The organism is Nocardia sp. NRRL WC-3656, assembly GCF_000720265.1.
Classification (GTDB): Bacteria; Actinomycetota; Actinomycetes; order Mycobacteriales; family Mycobacteriaceae; genus Nocardia; species Nocardia nova.
The window spans coordinates 14,605-32,098 of sequence record NZ_JOJF01000009.1; the positions used below are offsets into that span (position 1 = coordinate 14,605).

The window sequence follows — 17,494 nt, forward strand, 5'->3', positions numbered from 1 at the left end:
TGGGTCGGTCTCTCCGGAAGTGGCCGCAACCATACTGGCTGCCTTCCCCGACACCGCCCCCGCCGGCCCCGGATCCGGCGGGGTGCTGGCCGGGATGTTCCTGCGATCGATCACGGTGAACGGCTTCCGAGGTATCGGACCGACGACAACGCTGGACCTCCAGCCCGCGCCCGGCCTGACGCTCGTCGTCGGCCGAAATGGTTGCGGCAAATCCAGTTTCGCCGAGGCTGCGGAGTTCGCGATCACCGGCGACAACAAGCGATGGTCCGACCGCGGCCGAATCTGGCGTGATGGCTGGCGGAATCTGCACGACGGCGAGGAACCAGCCATCGAAGTCGAACTGCAGACCGAGTCCGCAGAGAACCCCCTCACCATCACCGGTACCTGGAGCGCCGGGGCGGGACTCGACGACGGCAGCTGGACCACCCGCCGCAAAACGGGTGAGCCGATGCCGTTGGACCGCGACGACCTTGCCCGGCCGCTGGAATTGTTCCGTCCATTCTTGTCCTACAGCGAGCTGGGCTCACTGATCGACGGCACGCCGACCGCGATGTACGACGCGCTGCACCGCCTGCTCGGTCTCGACGATCTCAGCGTCGCGCTGCAGAACCTACAGCGGCGACGACTCGATATCGACAAGGCCACCAAGGAAGTCAAACAAGGCAAAGAGGCTTTGCTGACGGAATTGTCGGCCGTCGACGACGACCGTGCGCGCGCGGTCTTCGAGCTGCTCGACCGGCGCATCAACAACCTGTCTGCCATCTCTCAGGCGGTGCTCGGTGCCGAAGAGGATGCTTCCGGCCCCGCGACGGCCCTCAGCGGCATTGCCGCGCTCGGGCTCCCCGACTCAACTCTGCTGGCGGAAGCCACCGGCCGTCTCGACGCCGCCCTAGCACAATTGGCCAGTGCGGCGACAGCAGAAGCCGACGCGGACACCGCGATTCTGGAGATCTTGGACCTCGCCGCCACCTACGCCGCCGACGATTGCCTCTGCCCGGTATGCGGGGAAGGGCAACTCGACGCGCAGTGGAGGGAGCAGACGGGTCAGAAGATCGCCGACATCCGACGGCGCACCGCCGACCTCGCGGCGGCCAGGCGCGCGCACAACGCGGCGGTGTCCGAGGCACGCAGCCTGATTCAACCTGTCCCGCAAGCACTGTCGAGTTGCCCGATCGATGCCGGTGACACGCTGCGAGAGTGGCGGGCATGGGCGGATTTGCGAACCGCAGATGCCGCACAGCTGCCGACACTGATGCGTGACCACTACCAACGACTCACCGTTGCGCTGTCGGACCTGCAGGGGCGAGCGCGCGCCGAGCTGTCCCGCCTGGACACGGTCTGGGCGCCATTGGCGGTGCGGATCGCCGCCTGGGTCGAGCGGGCTACTTCGACCGCAACCGCCGCCGATGAACTGAAGACCGTGAAGGCCGCCGAGGCGTGGCTCAAGAATGCCGCCGCCGGTCTGCGCACCGAGCGCATGCGTCCACTCGCCGAGCTCTCGCAACATATTTGGACCACGCTGCGCCAGCAGAGCAATGTCGAGCTCGGTGGAGTCGTGTTGACGGGCAGTGCGCAGCAGCGCCGGGTGAGCCTGGATGTGACGGTCGACGGGGTGGCCGGTGCCGCGCTGGGAGTGATGAGCCAGGGCGAATTGCACTCGCTGGGGTTGTCGCTGTTCCTGCCGCGTGCCACGGCGGCGCAGAGTCCGTTCCGGTTCCTCGTGATCGACGACCCGGTTCAGTCCATGGATCCCGCCAAGGTCGACGGGTTGGCCCGAGTGCTGGACGAGGTGGCGCGATCCCGGCAGGTAGTCGTTTTCACACACGACCTGCGGTTGTCCGAAGCCGTACGCCGCCTACACATTCCGGCCACCATTCTCGATGTACAGCGTCGGGAGCGGTCGGTCGTGGAAGTTCGGGTGTCGGTCGACCCGATCCGCCGCAACCTCGCCGATGCTCGCGCATTGCAGTCGACGCCCCGGTTGCCCAAGGACGAAGCCAATGAGCTGATCGCGTTGTGCTGCCGACAAGCGATCGAGTCCGCCAGCACCGCAAAAGTCCGAAAGATACTGGGTGAGAATGGCCTCAGCCAGATCGCCATCGACGAGCAGCTCGCGGCGGCCGAACGAACCAAACAGAAGCTCGCACTCGCCCTGTTTCTGGATCGGACGAAAGAAGCCGCGGCCCTCGCATGCCTGGACCGGGAACTCGCCCCGTGGGCATCGTCGGTGATCGAGGCGTGTAATCGCGGCGCGCACGGCAGCACCCGCGGCGACCTCGAAGACCTCATCAATCGCGCGGAGAGGATCACGGCATGGCTCAGCAACTGACCCTCGTCCGCTCCAGGCTCGGCACTGCCGACATGCTCATCACCGACGCTACGGCCGACCTGGACGGCCTCTGGCCGAGGGCATCAGCATGGATGCTGCGCATTGCCGTCGAGCACGCCATCGAAGAACTGTGGAAATCGGTATCGCCACGGATGGTCTCGGTAACCCGGCGTGCCCAGCTGCTGGTTCTTCCCAAGTACATCGGTGCGCAGGCTGCCGGCGAGGCGCGTGTCCTGTGGGCGGAGCTGTCGGTCGTCACTCATCATCACGACTACGAACTGAACCCGACCGTGCAGCAGTTGCGGCGGTGGCAAGAAAGTTCCGAGCGTGTAGTGGCAGCGATCGACGCGGCAGTGCGCGCACACACCGGCACGAGCCGGTAACCGTTGCGCTACAACGTGTTCTAGTTTGGCGCGTCAGCAGCAGGCGTGAGATATCGGGACACGCGGGTAGCGATTGCGTCTGTCACATTTTCAGGTCGTCCGCCGATGTCAGTTGGGGTGATCGCCGGGGCGCATCCGGGCGCGGCCGAGCCGACGAAGAGTTCCGGGGCATAGAGGAGGTAAAGGTGGCGCAAACCGCGCTGTGGGAGGACACCACCGCAGTGGAGTCCGGGCTGACCGTTCAGGTTCTGACCCAACCCGCGATCAACCTGGCGCTCGTCCACAACGGCGTGCCGCTGATCTCCGGACTTCGTGTCACGAACGATTCGGGCTCGTCGGTGGTCGACATGACCGTGACCGTCCGCCTGCACGGCGACGGTGCTGAACTGACCCCGGCATGGCAGCGGACCTACGACGGTGACCTGTCCGACGGCGCGGACGTGTTCTGGGACGATTTCGGCACCTTCGCGCCGCAGACGTCCTACCTCCGGGAGCTGAACGAAAGTCACCCAGCGACACTGAGTATCACCGTGACGCGAATGTGGGGACCCGACGTCCATCTCACGACGCCGATCCGGGTTCTCGCACACAACGAGTGGTTCAACGCGCCGATCTTCTACGACTCGCTGGCGGCGTTCGTCCAACCGAATACCAAATCCGTTCAGTCGGTTCTCGATGACGCCGCGGAGCTCCTGCGTACCAACACCGGAGATTCCTCGATCAGCGGCTACCAAGCAGGCCCGGAGCGAGCCGCGCTCATTGCCGCCGCGATCTACGAGGTCCTGCGCGCACGGCGAATCCGCTACATCAACCCTCCTGCTTCGTTCGAGGCGACCGGACAGAAGATCCGCACCACCGCAGGAGTTCTCGACGAGCGGTTCGGCACATGCATCGATCTCTCCGTGACCTATGCGGCGTGCCTCGAGGCATCGGGTCTGCGCCCGCTCGTGTGGTTGGTGACCGGTCACGCCTTCGCCGGCTTTCTGCGTGAAGAAGTGAACTTGGCTCATCCGTCGTTGACCGAGCAGAACGCTCTCGTCAATCTCGTCGAGTCGGGTATCGCCGTGCCGGTCGAGGCGGTGTTCTACGAGGAGTCGTCGAAAGGCAGCTTTACCAGCGCCATAGCGACGGCACGACAACACTTCAGCAACCCCGAGGCACTGGCTGGAGTTGTCGACATCGCTGCTGCCAGGAGAAGCGGTGTACGCCCCCTGCCCAGCACCGATGACGTCGCCGCCGCGGCTTCCCCCGAGCCGACGAAAATCGGCGGAATCGTTCTGGACTTGCCCGATGAGCTTCGGGCTCAGAATCAGAACGACGAAATCTTGGACACGACCGACTCCGCTCCGGCACGCGTCCGAAAGTGGAAGCGATCGCTCCTCGATCTGAGCACCCGCAACAGGTTGCTGAACCTGAAGGCGTCATCTCAGGTAATCGACTTGCATGTCCCCCACAACGGCCTGCCGATCCTCGACGACATCATTCATTCGGGTACTCCTCTCACACTGGCGCCGCACGACGACCTCGCGTCCATTCATCAACTCCAAGGTGCGCGTCGTGCCGCCGAGATCGACCCGGATGTACTGCGGGCCTATCTCTCCGAAGACCACCAGCTGTACGCCGCCGTTCCGAACACCGCCTACACGCGCAGGTTCAAAGAGCTCGCCCGGACCGCACGGACGCTGTTCGAAGAAACCGGCAGTTCGAACCTCTACCTGACGCTCGGCGCGCTCGTCCACCACACGAGTACGGGCGCCGAGGCGCGGGCTCCGCTGTTTCTCCTTCCGGTGAAAATCACTGGCGGTACGGGACGTAAACAGTTCCAAATCAGCACCAACACAACCGAAGTCGCGAATCCGAACTACTGCCTGGTCGAGTGGCTGCGCCTGAAGCACAACGTTTCGATCGAGGCACTCGAAGCACCGAAATTGGACGACAGCGGAATCGATATCGTCCACGCCCTTCGCGGGATCCGGAGCGCTCTGGTCGAGAACAACATCGATCTGCGGGTGGATGAGGTCGCAACGCTCGCCATCTGCCAATTCGGTACGTTCGGCATGTGGAAGGACCTCAGCGACAGCTGGGAAATCCTCGAGCAGAGTCCTATCGTGCGGCATCTGACGCATCATCCCGGCGAGTCGTTCCATGACCCGAACTCGGACGGTGATGCCGGTCTGGAGCACCTCGAGGTCGACGAAAGTACTGTGCCCGTGCCGATTCCGGCCGACGGCTCACAGCTCAAAGCGATCGCGCTCGCCGCGGCCGGCCGCACATTCGTCCTCGAAGGCCCGCCCGGAACAGGTAAGTCCCAGACCATCACGAATTTGATCGCCCACGCCTTGGGGCAAGGCAAGACCGTTCTCTTCGTCGCAGAAAAGCAGGCAGCGCTCGACGTGGTGAAACGGCGCCTCGAACGAGTCGGTCTGCAGAATTTCACTCTCGACTTGCACGGGAAAAGTCAGAGTCCCAACATGATTCGCGATCAGCTCAAGGCGGCGATCGACAATTCGATCCGCTACAACGAGCGCACGTGGGACGCCCGGCTAGCGGACTTTCAGGCGAGGCTCGCACCACTTTCCGACTATCCGAGAAAACTGCATCAGCGCAACGGTATCGACTATTCGCTCTGGAGCGCCTTCGAGGAGATCCTCGAGACCGGCGACGGTCCGGTAGCACCCATTCCGATTTCCTATGTCGCTCGTCCTTCCGAGAACTGGTCGGCGATCAAGGCTGCCCTCGACCTCTTTTCGCGGGCGGCCCGTCCTCTGGATATCGCTCCCGGTGTGCCATGGGCTCTGGCAGGCGACATTCCGAACTCAGTGGGCGCGGAGCAGATCGCATCTATGGTGCGTCGGTTTGCCAACGCGGTCGATGCGGCGGAAGCGAGCGATCGCGTGCGGTCCCTGCTGGCGGCCATCGACGGCCCCGAGCAGCTCGTCTCTTTGATCGAACCGGCAAAGCGCCAGCTCGGTCGACCGGCTCCGGACGCGTCCATGCTTGCTTGGATGCGCGGTCCGCAATTCGCCGGCTCGCTGAAGGCGCTGTTGGCGGAAATCGAACAGCTACAGCGAAACTGCGCTCCGCTGCTGGCGACGTTCACGCCGATGTTCGTCGAGACCGGTGATATCGCCCCCATGGTCACCGAGGCGGAAGAGTGCGACAAGGGGATGTTCGGCCGGAAGAAGAAGGCCGAGCAGTTTCAGCGCAATATGGCTCCGTTCGCTCAGTCGGGCGCCGATCTCGCACCGCAGAGCGTCCTGCCCCTGCTGCGGGCGATCCCGGGTGCCCGCGAGCACGTTTCGCGAACGCAGACGCTCGCCCGGGAACTGCTCGGACCCTTCATGCCGGCGCGCTGGAATCCCCTGGCCCCCGGCAGCGCGGAAGAACTGCGGCCGATCTTCGGCTACATCGCCGCAACGCTCCAATTCATCGATTCTTCCCCCGCCGAGTGGCGCCTGCTCGAAACTACGGGTTTCCCGGCCGATCGAGAGATCGGGTTGCTCGAGGAAGTGAGCGACGCGTGGACCCAGTTGCGTGGGTGCCTCGGCACCACCGACGACGATGTGACCCGCTGGCGCAACAGCGAACACTGGCTCACCGCGTGGAAGCGCACGAGTGGCGAACTCATCGAAGACGCCGAGCTTTTCAATGCCCGGCACTTGCTCGACTGGTCCAGGATGTCCAGCTATCTCGCGCCCCTGCGCCGAGCAGGACTCGACGAGTTCGTGGAAGCACTTCTGACCGCTCGCATTCCGGCGGCCGACGCAACGGCGGCCTTTATTCGTGGAACCGCTGCTACATCGCTGGACGAACGCCGCCGATCGAGCGGCTTGAACAACTTCCTTTCCGACCTTCGAGACGGCGAAATCGACGACTTCGTGCGCGCTGCCGAGTCGTTGCGAGATGAACAGGTCAAGGCCCTTGCCGCAACGCTGCTCAAGCGGCGGCCCTTCCAAGCCGGTTCGCTCACCGGCGAGGTCGGGGAATTGCGACGTTCGCTGGACAGACGGCGTGGCGGCCTCAGCTTCCGACAATTGATGAATAGATACGCCGATTACATTCTGGCGGCCACCCCATGTGTTTTCGTCAGTCCGGCCTCGCTCGCGAAGTTCATAGCGCCCGGTTCCGCGACGTTCGACATCGTCGTATTCGATGAAGCGTCGCAGGTGACCGTGGCGCAAGCGATCGGCGCCCTGGGTCGCGGCCGGTCGGCAGTCATCGTCGGCGACTCGCAGCAGATGCCGCCGACCTCGTTCGGTCAGGTCACCGCGTCCGATGACGACGACGCGCACGAGGAGGGCGAACTCGCCCCGGAGGATCTGGACAGCATTCTCACCGAATGTGTCGAGTCGGGCGTTCCGCGTCTGTGGTTGTCGTGGCACTACCGCAGCCAGGACGAGACACTCATCAGCTTCTCCAACCAGAAGTACTACGAGGGGCGGCTCGCCAGCCTGCCCTCCCCCGGCGGAGACAGCACTGCGGGCGTCGAATGGCGACGCGTCGCCGGGCAGTTCAACCGTGAGGATCGTGGCCGTGAGCACCGCACGAATCGTGTGGAAGCAGAAGCCGTAGTCGAGGAGATTCGAACCCGTTTGGCGACACCACATCTGGCTCACCAGAGCATCGGCGTCGTGACGTTCAACGCCCAACAACGCACTCTCGTAGAGGACCTCCTCGATGAGTGCGACGATCCGCTCGTTCGCGAGAACCTGCGGCCGGATGCCGAAGAAGGCATATTCGTCAAGAACCTGGAGAACGTTCAGGGTGACGAGCGCGACGTCATCTTGTTCACCACCGCCTTTTCGACGAGACCGGGCGAGACACAGCTACCGCTGAACTTCGGCCCGCTCAGCCGGTCGGGCGGCGAAAAACGCTTCAATGTCGCGATCACCCGGGCACGTCGCAAGGTCATCGTGTTCACCTCGTTCGACCCGTCGCACATCGACCTGTCCCGGACGAAATCCGTTGGTATGGCACACCTGCGCGGCTACCTCGAAATGGCGTCGCACGGACCGAGCACGGGTGAACACCCCCGCGACGGCCTCGGGCTCGACCCCATCCAAAGAGACATCTGCGCCGGACTGCGCGAGCGTGGCTACGAGGTGGAGACGAACTACGGGCTCTCCGACTTCGTCCTCGACCTCGTCGTACGCGAACCCGGTTGCGAGCATTGGCAAGTGGCAATCATGCTCGACGGCCCACGGTGGGCGGAACGGCCGACGGCCGCAGACCGGGATCTGACACCGCGGCTACTCGAAACTATGATGCACTGGGGTTCGTCGCTGCGGGTGTGGTTGCCGGACTGGATCGACAACCGCCGCGCCGTACTCGACCGCATCGACGCCGCGATCGAAACATCGCGCTCGAAACATGAGGCGTTCGAAGCCGAACTCGCCGCAGCGGCGGAAGAGCGGGCGGCCCTCATCGCGAAGATGGAAGCGGAGGCGGCGGCCGAAAGCGCGGACGAATCCGAGCAGCTTGATGTGGTAGCCGTTGAGACAGAACACAATTCGACGGTCGAGTCGGCCTACAACTCGGTGCAGCTGGATGAGCCGGAGTTCGTCGCAAGCGCACCGATCGCGAGCAGCCTCGGCTCGGCGGCGAGTGTTGTGGACAAGCCGGCCGCGCGCGACTGGAACGGCCGCGGCACCACTTATCTCTCCGCACCGACGACAACGCTCGGCGATCGGACGGATCTCGACCGAACCAACTCGGCGTCGGTGCGGCGCATCATCACCGATGCCGTACGAGAAACCGTGGAGACCGAGGGACCCATCGCTTTGGATCGGCTCGCGCGCGTCGTCGCGAATCGGTTCGGCTACGACCGGGTGTCCGCCGCGCGCAAGGCGTTTGTCATCGACTGTGTCCCCACCGAGCTCGTTCACTCCGGCCCGCTCGGCACGTTCGTGTGGCCGCATCAGATCGACAGGGCCACGTGGGCCGGCTACCGCACCACCCCGGATGACATGACGCGCTCTCTGAACGAAATCGCACCGGAGGAGATCGTCAATGCCATGAAGGCGGCCTGCTCCAGTGCGGGACTGGAGTCGGAGCCTTTGATGCGCGCGACCATGGCCATCTTCAACCAGCGTCGCCTCGCCGGCGCCAGCCGGGAGCGATTGGAATCATGCATCGCCGCCGGATTGGCGGACGGACGGCTCATCCGGATCGGTTCGCACATACGACCCGGGGCCTGACACCCCCTCGCACGAAACCGTAGAGCATTTCGGCGCCCATGTGTCGGTGGGACCCGATATATTCCATGAGAGACCCGAGTCAAGAAGGTCGCAGACGCAAATGCCCGATACCGCAACAGGTTCCGATGATCAGGATCCCTCTGAGATTGCAGTGATCGCCGATGAGTTCGGCGCACTGATCATCGGTACCGATGACGCACTCACGGATTTCGCCGACGAGTGGGACCAACACAATCGCGTCGAGGTAGCCGAACTGCCCGCGGTGCAGATCGGCACGACGCTCAGTTCAGTCACCACCGCCCTTCTCGCCACCGGCAAACCTGTGGCCCGCTACCTCCCGGGGGCCGACGTTTGGGAGAAGTCCGGACGACCGCGCCCCGGAACGGTGGTCACCTTCCACCGGACAGTGCGTTCAGCCGAGTCGGGAAAGATCTTGTCGAACACGAGGATTGCTCCAGTAGCCGCGGTACCCGGAGTCGGGCAGGCGGCCATCGCCGCATTGACTGTGCAGATGGCGCTCGAGCAGTTCGCCGAAAGGATCATCGCACGTCTCGACGACATCGAGGACAAGGTCGATGACGTACTCCGACTGGCTTCCGCACAACGACTCGGCGACGTATACGGACACCGACGCATCCTGCAACGCCGCATTCAGGAGCTTGGTTCGGGCGTCGCGCTCACCGATACCGATTGGTCGAGTATCGCCGCACTCGGTGCTGACCTGGAGGTCGGAGTCGAGCGACTGCGCCGGCATGCCTTGCTGCTCACCGATCAGCTCAACCCGGACGACTCGGCGGACAAACGTGCCGACCAGCTCGAATCGGCCGTTCACCAAGGACGGCTGAAGGAAACGCTGAAACTACTACTCGTCGCCCAGCATTCGCTGTACCTCTGGCAACGCCTGCGGCTGGAGCGTGTTCGGTCCGCCGAGCCCGAGTATCTCGAACAAACAGCGGCCAGCGCCCGTGCGACCCTCAGCGAACACCTCGAGGCTGACCATGACCTGGCAAGCCGATTGCGCGATGTACTCGACCGCCATACGGTGCTGCGCGTAACGGAGGTACATCGGCAACTCGCAGGGCGCAAGCTGACGAAGAACCGAGATGCGCTGAGCCACACGGTCGATTCCTTCATCGAAGCCCGCGCACTTCAGATCGGCAGCTGGGGAGGCGCTGACAACGCCACTATCCGCGAAGCTTGGTCACTGGCTCGTGATCGCACGGTCGCTGCTGCCAATTCGGGCCGACGACAACTGTCCGCAGGCGCGACTGCGGTTGCGCGATGGGTCGAACCCAAGGACGACTCGGACATTCCCGAACCAGTTGCAGCCACGCCGCCTGCCGAGGTTCCGCGTACGCCAAAGAATCTCCCGTTGGCCACCGACGAGTAGTCGAAGGGGTGGAGCGCTCGCGCGCCTCCCTCCATCCACCTTCGACAGCAGACAGTTATGCCGAGCGTGACCGATGCAAACGGAAACATACTGGACGGTCAAACTCTGCTCGCCGCAACAGGTTCCACAACACAACCATTGTGAAACAACCTCGCACCCGCCGACGATATGCGCCAGAGTTGATGTCCGCGTGGGGCAGCACCCACATCACTTTCCGGCTCGTTGGCGCTGTCCACGGCCGCACTTTCCAAGGAGATGTCCACCGTGGTCGCCGCACAGGAAACGAGTCTGCAGAAGATACTCGAAGGCACCTCGCAGTACCTCGTTCCGCTGTATCAGCGGCCATACCAGTGGGGCCTGGACAATTTCAAGGAATTGTGGCGTGATGTTACCCAGCTCGCCGAGGACCGGGCCGAGGATGTCGAAACCACACACTTCATCGGTTCCGTTGTGCTGGCGCCGGTTCCGGGTAGCGTCGCAGGGTCGATTACCCGATACCTCGTCGTCGATGGTCAGCAGCGTCTCACCACCCTGACGCTGCTGCTCGCAGCGATCCGCGACCACCTTCGCGAGCTGGACAAGGAAGCTCGTCGTGACACGGACCGCATTCACAACCAGCTACTGACCAACCAATACGAGGATGATCCCTACCGCTTGAAACTGCTACCGACGCAGATGGATCGCGCCTCGTACGCCGCGGTCATCGATGGGCTTCCGACCGCAGGTGGTGATGACAACGTCGGTGCGGCATACCGCTTCTTCCGTGCGCAACTGGCGGCACCGGTGGACCCGGATCTCGGCTATGACGCAGCACAGATCGCGCATGCAGTGACGTCGGGGCTGTCAGTGGTGTCGATCAGTACGCATCCCGGTGACAATGTCCATCGCATTTTCCAGTCCCTCAACAACACCGGACTGAATCTGACGCAAGGCGACCTGCTGCGCAACTATCTGTTCATGCGGATGCCGACCCGCAGCGAGGAGGTCTATCGCACGCTGTGGCTTCCCCTTCAGGATGCGCTGGGCAACAATAACCGACTCGAGTCCCTGTTCTGGCTGGATCTATTGCAGACCACAGCGAAGGTTAAACAGACACAGACTTTCGCAGCTCAACAGGCCAGGTTGGACCGGTTCGAAACCGAGGACGAAATCGTCTCCGAAGTAGGTCGGATCGCCGCGCTCGGCAAGCTCTACCGGTTGATGCTGCATCCGGACGAGGAAACCGATGCTGCGGTGGGCGAGCGCCTGAAGCGATTGTCGGAGTGGGATTCCATCACCCCGGCACCCCTGATTCTGCACCTCCTCGTTCTGCGCGACCGCGGCGACGCTACCTCCGAACAGATCGCCCGGGCACTGCTGTATGTCGAATCGCTTCTGGTGCGCCGGTTCCTGGTCGGGCGGGCCACTCAGGGGCTGAACCGCTTGTTCCCTGCTGCAGTGCAAGACCTGGATGCGTCGCTCCCGGTCGACGAGGCCCTACACCGCTATCTCTCAGCGGGGCGCAAGCACTACGCCACCGACGAGAAGCTGACCGAGGCCATCCTGACTTCACCGCTGTACACCACCGGCCGCGCGGCACATCGTAAGACGATGCTGATCTGGATCGAGCAGCTGTTCAACTCTAAAGAACAAGTCGATCCCAAATCGCTCACCGTCGAACACGTTATGCCACAGACCCTCTCGTCACAGTGGCGCAATGAACTGGGTGGGATCTACGGGTCCGAGAACGTCGATGAATTGCACGACAGCCATGTCCACACGCTCGGTAACCTCACGCTCACCGGATACAACGAGAATCTCGGCAACCAACCCTTCGATCACAAACGAGATGTGCTGGGATCAAGCAGCATCCGGATGAACCAAGCGATCGCGGCCTTTGCCGAATGGGGGCCCGAGCAAATCGAGGAGCGCGGGCGGGAACTCGCCAAGTTGATCATCGGAGCATGGCCCGGACCGCTCACCGATTTCGCGACAAACGGCGACGACAACCCGCTGTGGGAGTCGATGAACCGCCTGCTCGCCCTGCTACCGGCAGGACACTGGACCACCTACGGCGATGTGGCCACCGTGCTGGGAACAGCAGCCCAGCCGCTGGGGAACCGGTTGGCAACGGTAGCCGCGCCGAATGCCCACCGCGTCCTCACATCGCAAGGCGAGGTCTCCCCCTCATTCCGATGGGTGGAGCCCGGCCGAACGGATAGCCCCAAAGAGATTCTCGAACAAGAAGGTCTCGAATTCGTGGCCGGAGGTCGCGCAGACACCGCTAGGCGTTTGTCGGTGTCGCAACTCGAGGAATTGCGGAAGGCTGCTGAGGACGACTTCGACGCGTCCAGATGAACTCGGCCTCACGCTGACGGTTCCCCTCAACGCCGCAGCGTTCGACGGCGTGCTGCGCGCCCAACCGGAGATCACCTGACCCGAACGGAGACCGATGCTCGGCTTCGCCATTGTCGACAGACAGCCCGCCGCTGACGCTACCGCGGTGTGGCTTACCAGCCGCACCGACACCATCATCGTTCGCAACACCAACGCTGTGGTGATTCCACACGACGATCCGGACCATGACTCGAAGGTCCAGTGGTTGGTTAGCGGTCGATCGGTGGTGCTGACCGCAGGCACCACACCGCAATCGTGTTTCGAGAATGCTGTCGAGGTCGACCTTTTCGACGATCTGATCAAATTGACCACCGCTTGTCAGGAACGCATCTGCCAAGCCGTCGATGACTACTCCCGGCGCCAGCGGTCGAAGTTGGTCGTGCCGGTTTTCCAGCCCGTCCCACAGCTTGCGGCCCCAGCGCAGGACGAGCCCCGCTTTCGCGCGCTGGCAGTCGCCAACTACGTCGGGAACGTCTGGACCGCTTGGCTCTTCACCGAAGAGCAGCGGCTTCGCAGAACGATCAACCCGAGGACCGGGGAAACACCGTGGATCATGCCGGAAGACCTGAACAATCCGGCGATCGCGATCTTCCCGGCAGAGTTCAGTGACCGCGTGGGGCCGGCAGGTCTTGATGAGAGGAGTCGTCGACAATGAGCAACGGCTCTGCCGCACAACCCGGCTGGTATGCAGACCCCTCACGTCATGTGCCGCTGCGTTGGTTCGATGGGTTCCGCTGGACCGACGCCGTTTCCAACGTCCCGGGCTGGTATCCCGACCCGTGGCAGGAAGCGCCCTATCGTTGGTTCGACGGGCACCTGTGGACCGACGTACTACAGCCGCCGGCAGTTCACCACCCGCCGGCCCCGCTGGATCCCGGAGCCGGCGCATCAACAAGCATTCGATCGGTGGCCGGCGTTGCGCCGCAGCTGGCTTCGCTTCTCGGCACAGCCTCACGTTTCGCGGTGATGGATGTGGAGACGACCGGTCTCCGACACTCGGACCGGGTCGTGGAAATCACCGTGCTCACCCTCGATCATTCGGGGACGGTCACGAACACCTTCGATACCGTCGTCAACCCGATGCGCGATGTAGGCCCCACATGGATCCATGGACTTACGGCGGCCGACGTCGCCGGCGCACCCACATTTGGGGAGATCGCGCACGCAGTGGCGGAGCTCCTCGACGGCGCAATCGTCGTCGCGCACAACCGGCCCTTCGACACACGAATGGTGGGTTTCGAACTCGAGCGGTCAGGCATCGACGTCCAGTGGGGCTCGGGTCTGGACACGTTGGCGGTGACCCGTTGCAAGCTGGCAGCCGCTTGCTTGGAACACGGCGTCCAGCACGAGAACCAGCACCGGGCACTGGGGGACGCGCGGGCACCGCGGGCCTGCTGCAGGCCATCGCAGGTCATTTCCCGGAGCCGGGGACCCCACCGCTGCCACCCGGTATCGAAAGGCACACAGCGCCAGGGTCTGTGCCCGCCACGGCGAATCGATCGCCCAACCTCTCCCCTTCCTGGCCGACATCAGTCAGGGCCTGCGCACCGCCGCGGACGTTGCGCCCTACGAGATTCTGCTGGACCAGGCTCTGGCCGATCTACAGCTCACAGCAGAGGAGCGGACAGAGCTTCAACGCCTCGCGTCGGACCTGGGGCTCGATGACGCCGCAGTGCACGCCGCGCACACCCACTTCCTCAGTGCCGCAATAGAAGCGGCACTCGAAGACTCCGTCGTGACCGACGACGAAATCGACCGACTTCTGCGGGTCGCGGCGCTACTGGGTCTTCCCGCCGAGGTGGTCACCGCGCGGACACACCAGCACCGCGCCGAGTCCGTCGCTGTCGATCTGGGCGCGGGAACCATTGTGTGCTTCACCGGCGATGACGGTCGTCCACGCGAGGAACTGGAGCAACTCGCGCTCGAATACGGTCTGACACCCGCGCCGTCCATGACCAAGGCGGTCGATGTGCTGATCGCCGCGGCCCCGGCGACGATGTCCGGCAAAGCGAAGACGGCACACAAGCACGGGAAGCCCATTGTTTCAGCCGAAGACTTCGTTGCCGCTTTGCGCTCGGGCCGAAACGCGAACGGGACACGGTTGCGCATGGTGGGCCTCGCGTGCGTGTGCGACAAGTGCGGATCGACGTGGACCGCGAGCAGGCGGAGCAAACTCTGCCGCTCATGCCTCGGCACACCCCGTGCCAAGTCAAGGGCGAAGAAGGTCGTAGGGGACCACTCGGACCTCGCGTTCGATCCGGCCTCCGTCCGGCCAGTCCTCTGAATCCTATTGTGGTGTTGTGACTATTGCGAGCCCACCTCTTGCCGCTTAAGGACGCTGTCTCCCGTTCAGGTGGAAGCAGCCCTGACGGTTCACCATCCGGTCGTTAGATCGAAATCATCCGTGGGGCAACGCAATTCGGCCAGGACACTGCCGCGATACCCACCTGCGCGACCGATAACGGCTGGATTTGTTGTCCCAGGAAACTTCGCAGGAGAAGACAACGCTGGGCACGTATAGTGCAGACGGCACGTCTGACGGCTACATGCAAAGGGGAGGCGACGTGGGCAATTCGGTGGGAGTGAACCCGGAGCAAGTGCATGCGACCGCTGACTGGCTCGACAAGTCGGCTCAGGACTTCCGCGACGAGTTGGATTCACTGATGAAGGAGGTGCGGACCTTCGTGGGAGGCGAATGGCAGGGCGCCGCGTCCGGATCTCACGGCGATGCCTGGGATGAGTGGGAGGAAGGCGCACGGCAGATTATCGCCGGCCTCGAACACGACGCCACCGCGCTACACCAGGCTGCGGGCCTGATGCACGACACCGACCAAGGATCCGCGGGCTCGATTGGCTCGACGTTCCCGGGGAACGCGTAGATGCAACCCGGCAACTATCGCGTCGACCTCGTCGGTATGCAGAACCTGATCGATAAGGCAGTCGACTTCGAGAAGCGGCTCGAGGATCGCCTGAGTGACATCCGGAAACAGGTCACGAATCTCCATATCGACTGGACCGGCCAGGCAGCACAGACGCACCAACAGGCCAGCGCTGAATGGGATACGGGCGCAACAGAAATGCACACCGCCCTGGGTGAATTGCGGAAGGCGCTAGACCATGCGCGGTCGGCCTACCACAACGCAGGAGAGACAAACCACGGGATGTGGCCACAATGACGACGCCGACCGTCCCGGTGATCGTCCACCGAGCAGACGAATATCATTCTGCCGGAGAAGTATTCGGACAGATGTCAACCGACTCGGTGACGACCCATTCGTCGCTGATCAACGTGCTCAACTCGTACGTCGGCATGGCCGGCAGCGACAGCATCGGTCAGCAGTGGGCCGACTCCTACCACGAATCGGCACAGCTGGCGATTTCCGCGTCCTCGAAGCTGACCACGTCATGTGGCCAGATCCGTGACCTTCTCGTCGTTGGAGCGCACAATCACGAGGTTGCGGAGATCACCGCGCATCAGCGCAATCTGCCGGTTCCGCCTCCACCGCAGCTGCTTCCGGACCCCTGTATGCCCTCGACGGCACCCAACGCGGCCGGTGATGGTATCCCCGAACCATTTGGATGGTCGATCATCAAGGATGTGGTCGGGTTCGCGTGGCCGAACGGACACCAAGATCAGCTGAATGCCGCAAAGACCGCGTGGCAGACTGCCGCTGCCGACTACCGCACCATCGCCGGACAGGTGCCGCAGGCCAAGACTCTTCTCGCCAATCAGCAGTCTCCCGAGATCGACATCGCTGTCCAGACGTCGCAGGAACGGCAGAACGACTTCAACGCGCTGGCAGATGTGTGCGATGCGCTCGGCAACGCCTGTGGCGACTACGCCCATCATCTGGACGAAGCGCATCACAAAATCCTGGACGAACTGAAGGAGTTCGTCGTCGAGACCGCGGTAGCCGAGGGGGTATTCGCCATCCTCGCCCCTGTGACGGGGAGTCTGTCCGAGTGGGTCGGAAACACCGCCATGGCCGGGCGCATCGCTATGAAAGGGCGCCGCATTGCAACCATCATCGGCGAGCTTTCCACCAAGATCGCGAAGATCGTAACTGACGCCATCAAACCGCTTGTCGGCAAGATGAAGCCCATCTTCGAAAAAGTGCGAAATTGGGTGGATGCAGCAAAGGTCAAGCTGACACCGCTCGATCGCGGGGGCGCCGTGTTGTCCGATGGCCGCCTGTTCTCACGGATGGGGAGTAGAACAAATCGTGAGGTGTTGGACAGCGGAAACCACTTGCCGATGACCAGAGAGACCGTCGAGGAATACGCACGCCGCGCAGGGGTCGACTTGACGGGCGTGCGTTTCGACATCGCGAACTCTGCCGACGACATTCGCTACTACGACAGTGTGGGCGCCAGTGCGAGCACGTCAGGCGACCACATCGCCCTCGCACCGTCGGCCTTCGCCGATGAGGAGAGTTTGATGCGGAATCTCGTGCACGAGCGAGTCCACATCGACCAATATGCGCAGGGAAAGGTGACCAACAACCTCGTGACGAACGAACTCGAGGATGAGGCGTACGCCGCAGACGAGAGATTCTGGAACGACTACTTGTCCGGAAAGGCAGGACACTGAGAGTGAGCGAATTCCGGATCGATGACATATTTCGGGTGAGCTTTCGCCCCAACCCGATCATAGTCGGCCGAACCGACGACATATTCTCCGTCGGAGACCAGGTCGAACTGCGCAAGAGCGACGGGTCAACCGTCCGCGGCGTTCTGGAAGGTATCGAAATTCACCGCTCTCCTTCCGGGCAATACTCGTTCGTGTTCTCCCGAGAGATATCCGAGCGAGCAGAACCTG

11 protein-coding genes are annotated in these 17,494 nt (G+C 63.2%); all 11 read left to right on the forward strand.

The annotated features are described in order from the left end of the window. The first annotated feature begins 19 nt into the window (after nt 1-19). The 11 genes from IG65_RS0113575 (at nt 20) to IG65_RS0113625 (ending at nt 17,266) form a co-directional block, all read left to right on the forward strand. Complete coding sequence (locus tag IG65_RS0113575) at nt 20-2,329, forward strand: ATP-binding protein (protein ID WP_231509202.1); 2,310 nt, start codon at nt 20-22, stop codon at nt 2,327-2,329. Next, nucleotides 2,314-2,712 (forward strand): hypothetical protein, encoded by a 399-nt coding sequence (locus IG65_RS39080; protein WP_036524405.1) that lies wholly within the window; start codon nt 2,314-2,316, stop codon nt 2,710-2,712. The genes IG65_RS0113575 and IG65_RS39080 overlap by 16 nt, the downstream gene beginning before the upstream one ends. 185 nt (nt 2,713-2,897) lie before the next feature. Continuing rightward, complete coding sequence (locus IG65_RS0113585) at nt 2,898-8,909, forward strand: DUF4011 domain-containing protein (RefSeq protein WP_030515267.1); 6,012 nt, start codon at nt 2,898-2,900, stop codon at nt 8,907-8,909. Between the two features lie 100 nt (nt 8,910-9,009). Next, nucleotides 9,010-10,299 carry a hypothetical protein gene (locus IG65_RS0113590; RefSeq protein ID WP_156055581.1) on the forward strand — a complete coding sequence of 430 codons (1,290 nt, stop codon included), beginning with the start codon at nt 9,010-9,012 and terminating at the stop codon, nt 10,297-10,299. A gap of 255 nt (nt 10,300-10,554) precedes the next feature. Beyond that, the gene (locus IG65_RS0113595; protein WP_231509191.1) at nt 10,555-12,636 is read left to right on the forward strand and encodes a DUF262 domain-containing protein; all 2,082 of its coding nucleotides are present in this window, start codon (nt 10,555-10,557) and stop codon (nt 12,634-12,636) included. Between the two features lie 94 nt (nt 12,637-12,730). After that, nucleotides 12,731-13,330 (forward strand): hypothetical protein, encoded by a 600-nt coding sequence (locus IG65_RS0113600; protein WP_030515270.1) that lies wholly within the window; start codon nt 12,731-12,733, stop codon nt 13,328-13,330. After that, a complete protein-coding gene (locus tag IG65_RS39785) occupies nt 13,327-14,340 on the forward strand; it encodes an exonuclease domain-containing protein (protein WP_081879469.1) in 1,014 nt (337 codons plus the stop codon). Before IG65_RS0113600 ends, IG65_RS39785 begins: the two co-directional genes overlap by 4 nt. 70 nt (nt 14,341-14,410) lie before the next feature. After that, the gene (locus tag IG65_RS0113610; RefSeq protein WP_156055583.1) at nt 14,411-14,959 is read left to right on the forward strand and encodes a BRCT domain-containing protein; all 549 of its coding nucleotides are present in this window, start codon (nt 14,411-14,413) and stop codon (nt 14,957-14,959) included. 280 nt (nt 14,960-15,239) lie between these two features. Next, a complete protein-coding gene (locus IG65_RS0113615; RefSeq protein WP_169812442.1) occupies nt 15,240-15,554 on the forward strand; it encodes a WXG100 family type VII secretion target in 315 nt (104 codons plus the stop codon). After that, nucleotides 15,555-15,851 (forward strand): WXG100 family type VII secretion target, encoded by a 297-nt coding sequence (locus tag IG65_RS0113620; RefSeq protein WP_030515274.1) that lies wholly within the window; start codon nt 15,555-15,557, stop codon nt 15,849-15,851. Beyond that, a complete protein-coding gene (locus tag IG65_RS0113625; RefSeq protein ID WP_030515275.1) occupies nt 15,848-17,266 on the forward strand; it encodes a DUF4157 domain-containing protein in 1,419 nt (472 codons plus the stop codon). The genes IG65_RS0113620 and IG65_RS0113625 overlap by 4 nt, the downstream gene beginning before the upstream one ends. Nucleotides 17,267-17,494: the final 228 nt, after the last annotated feature.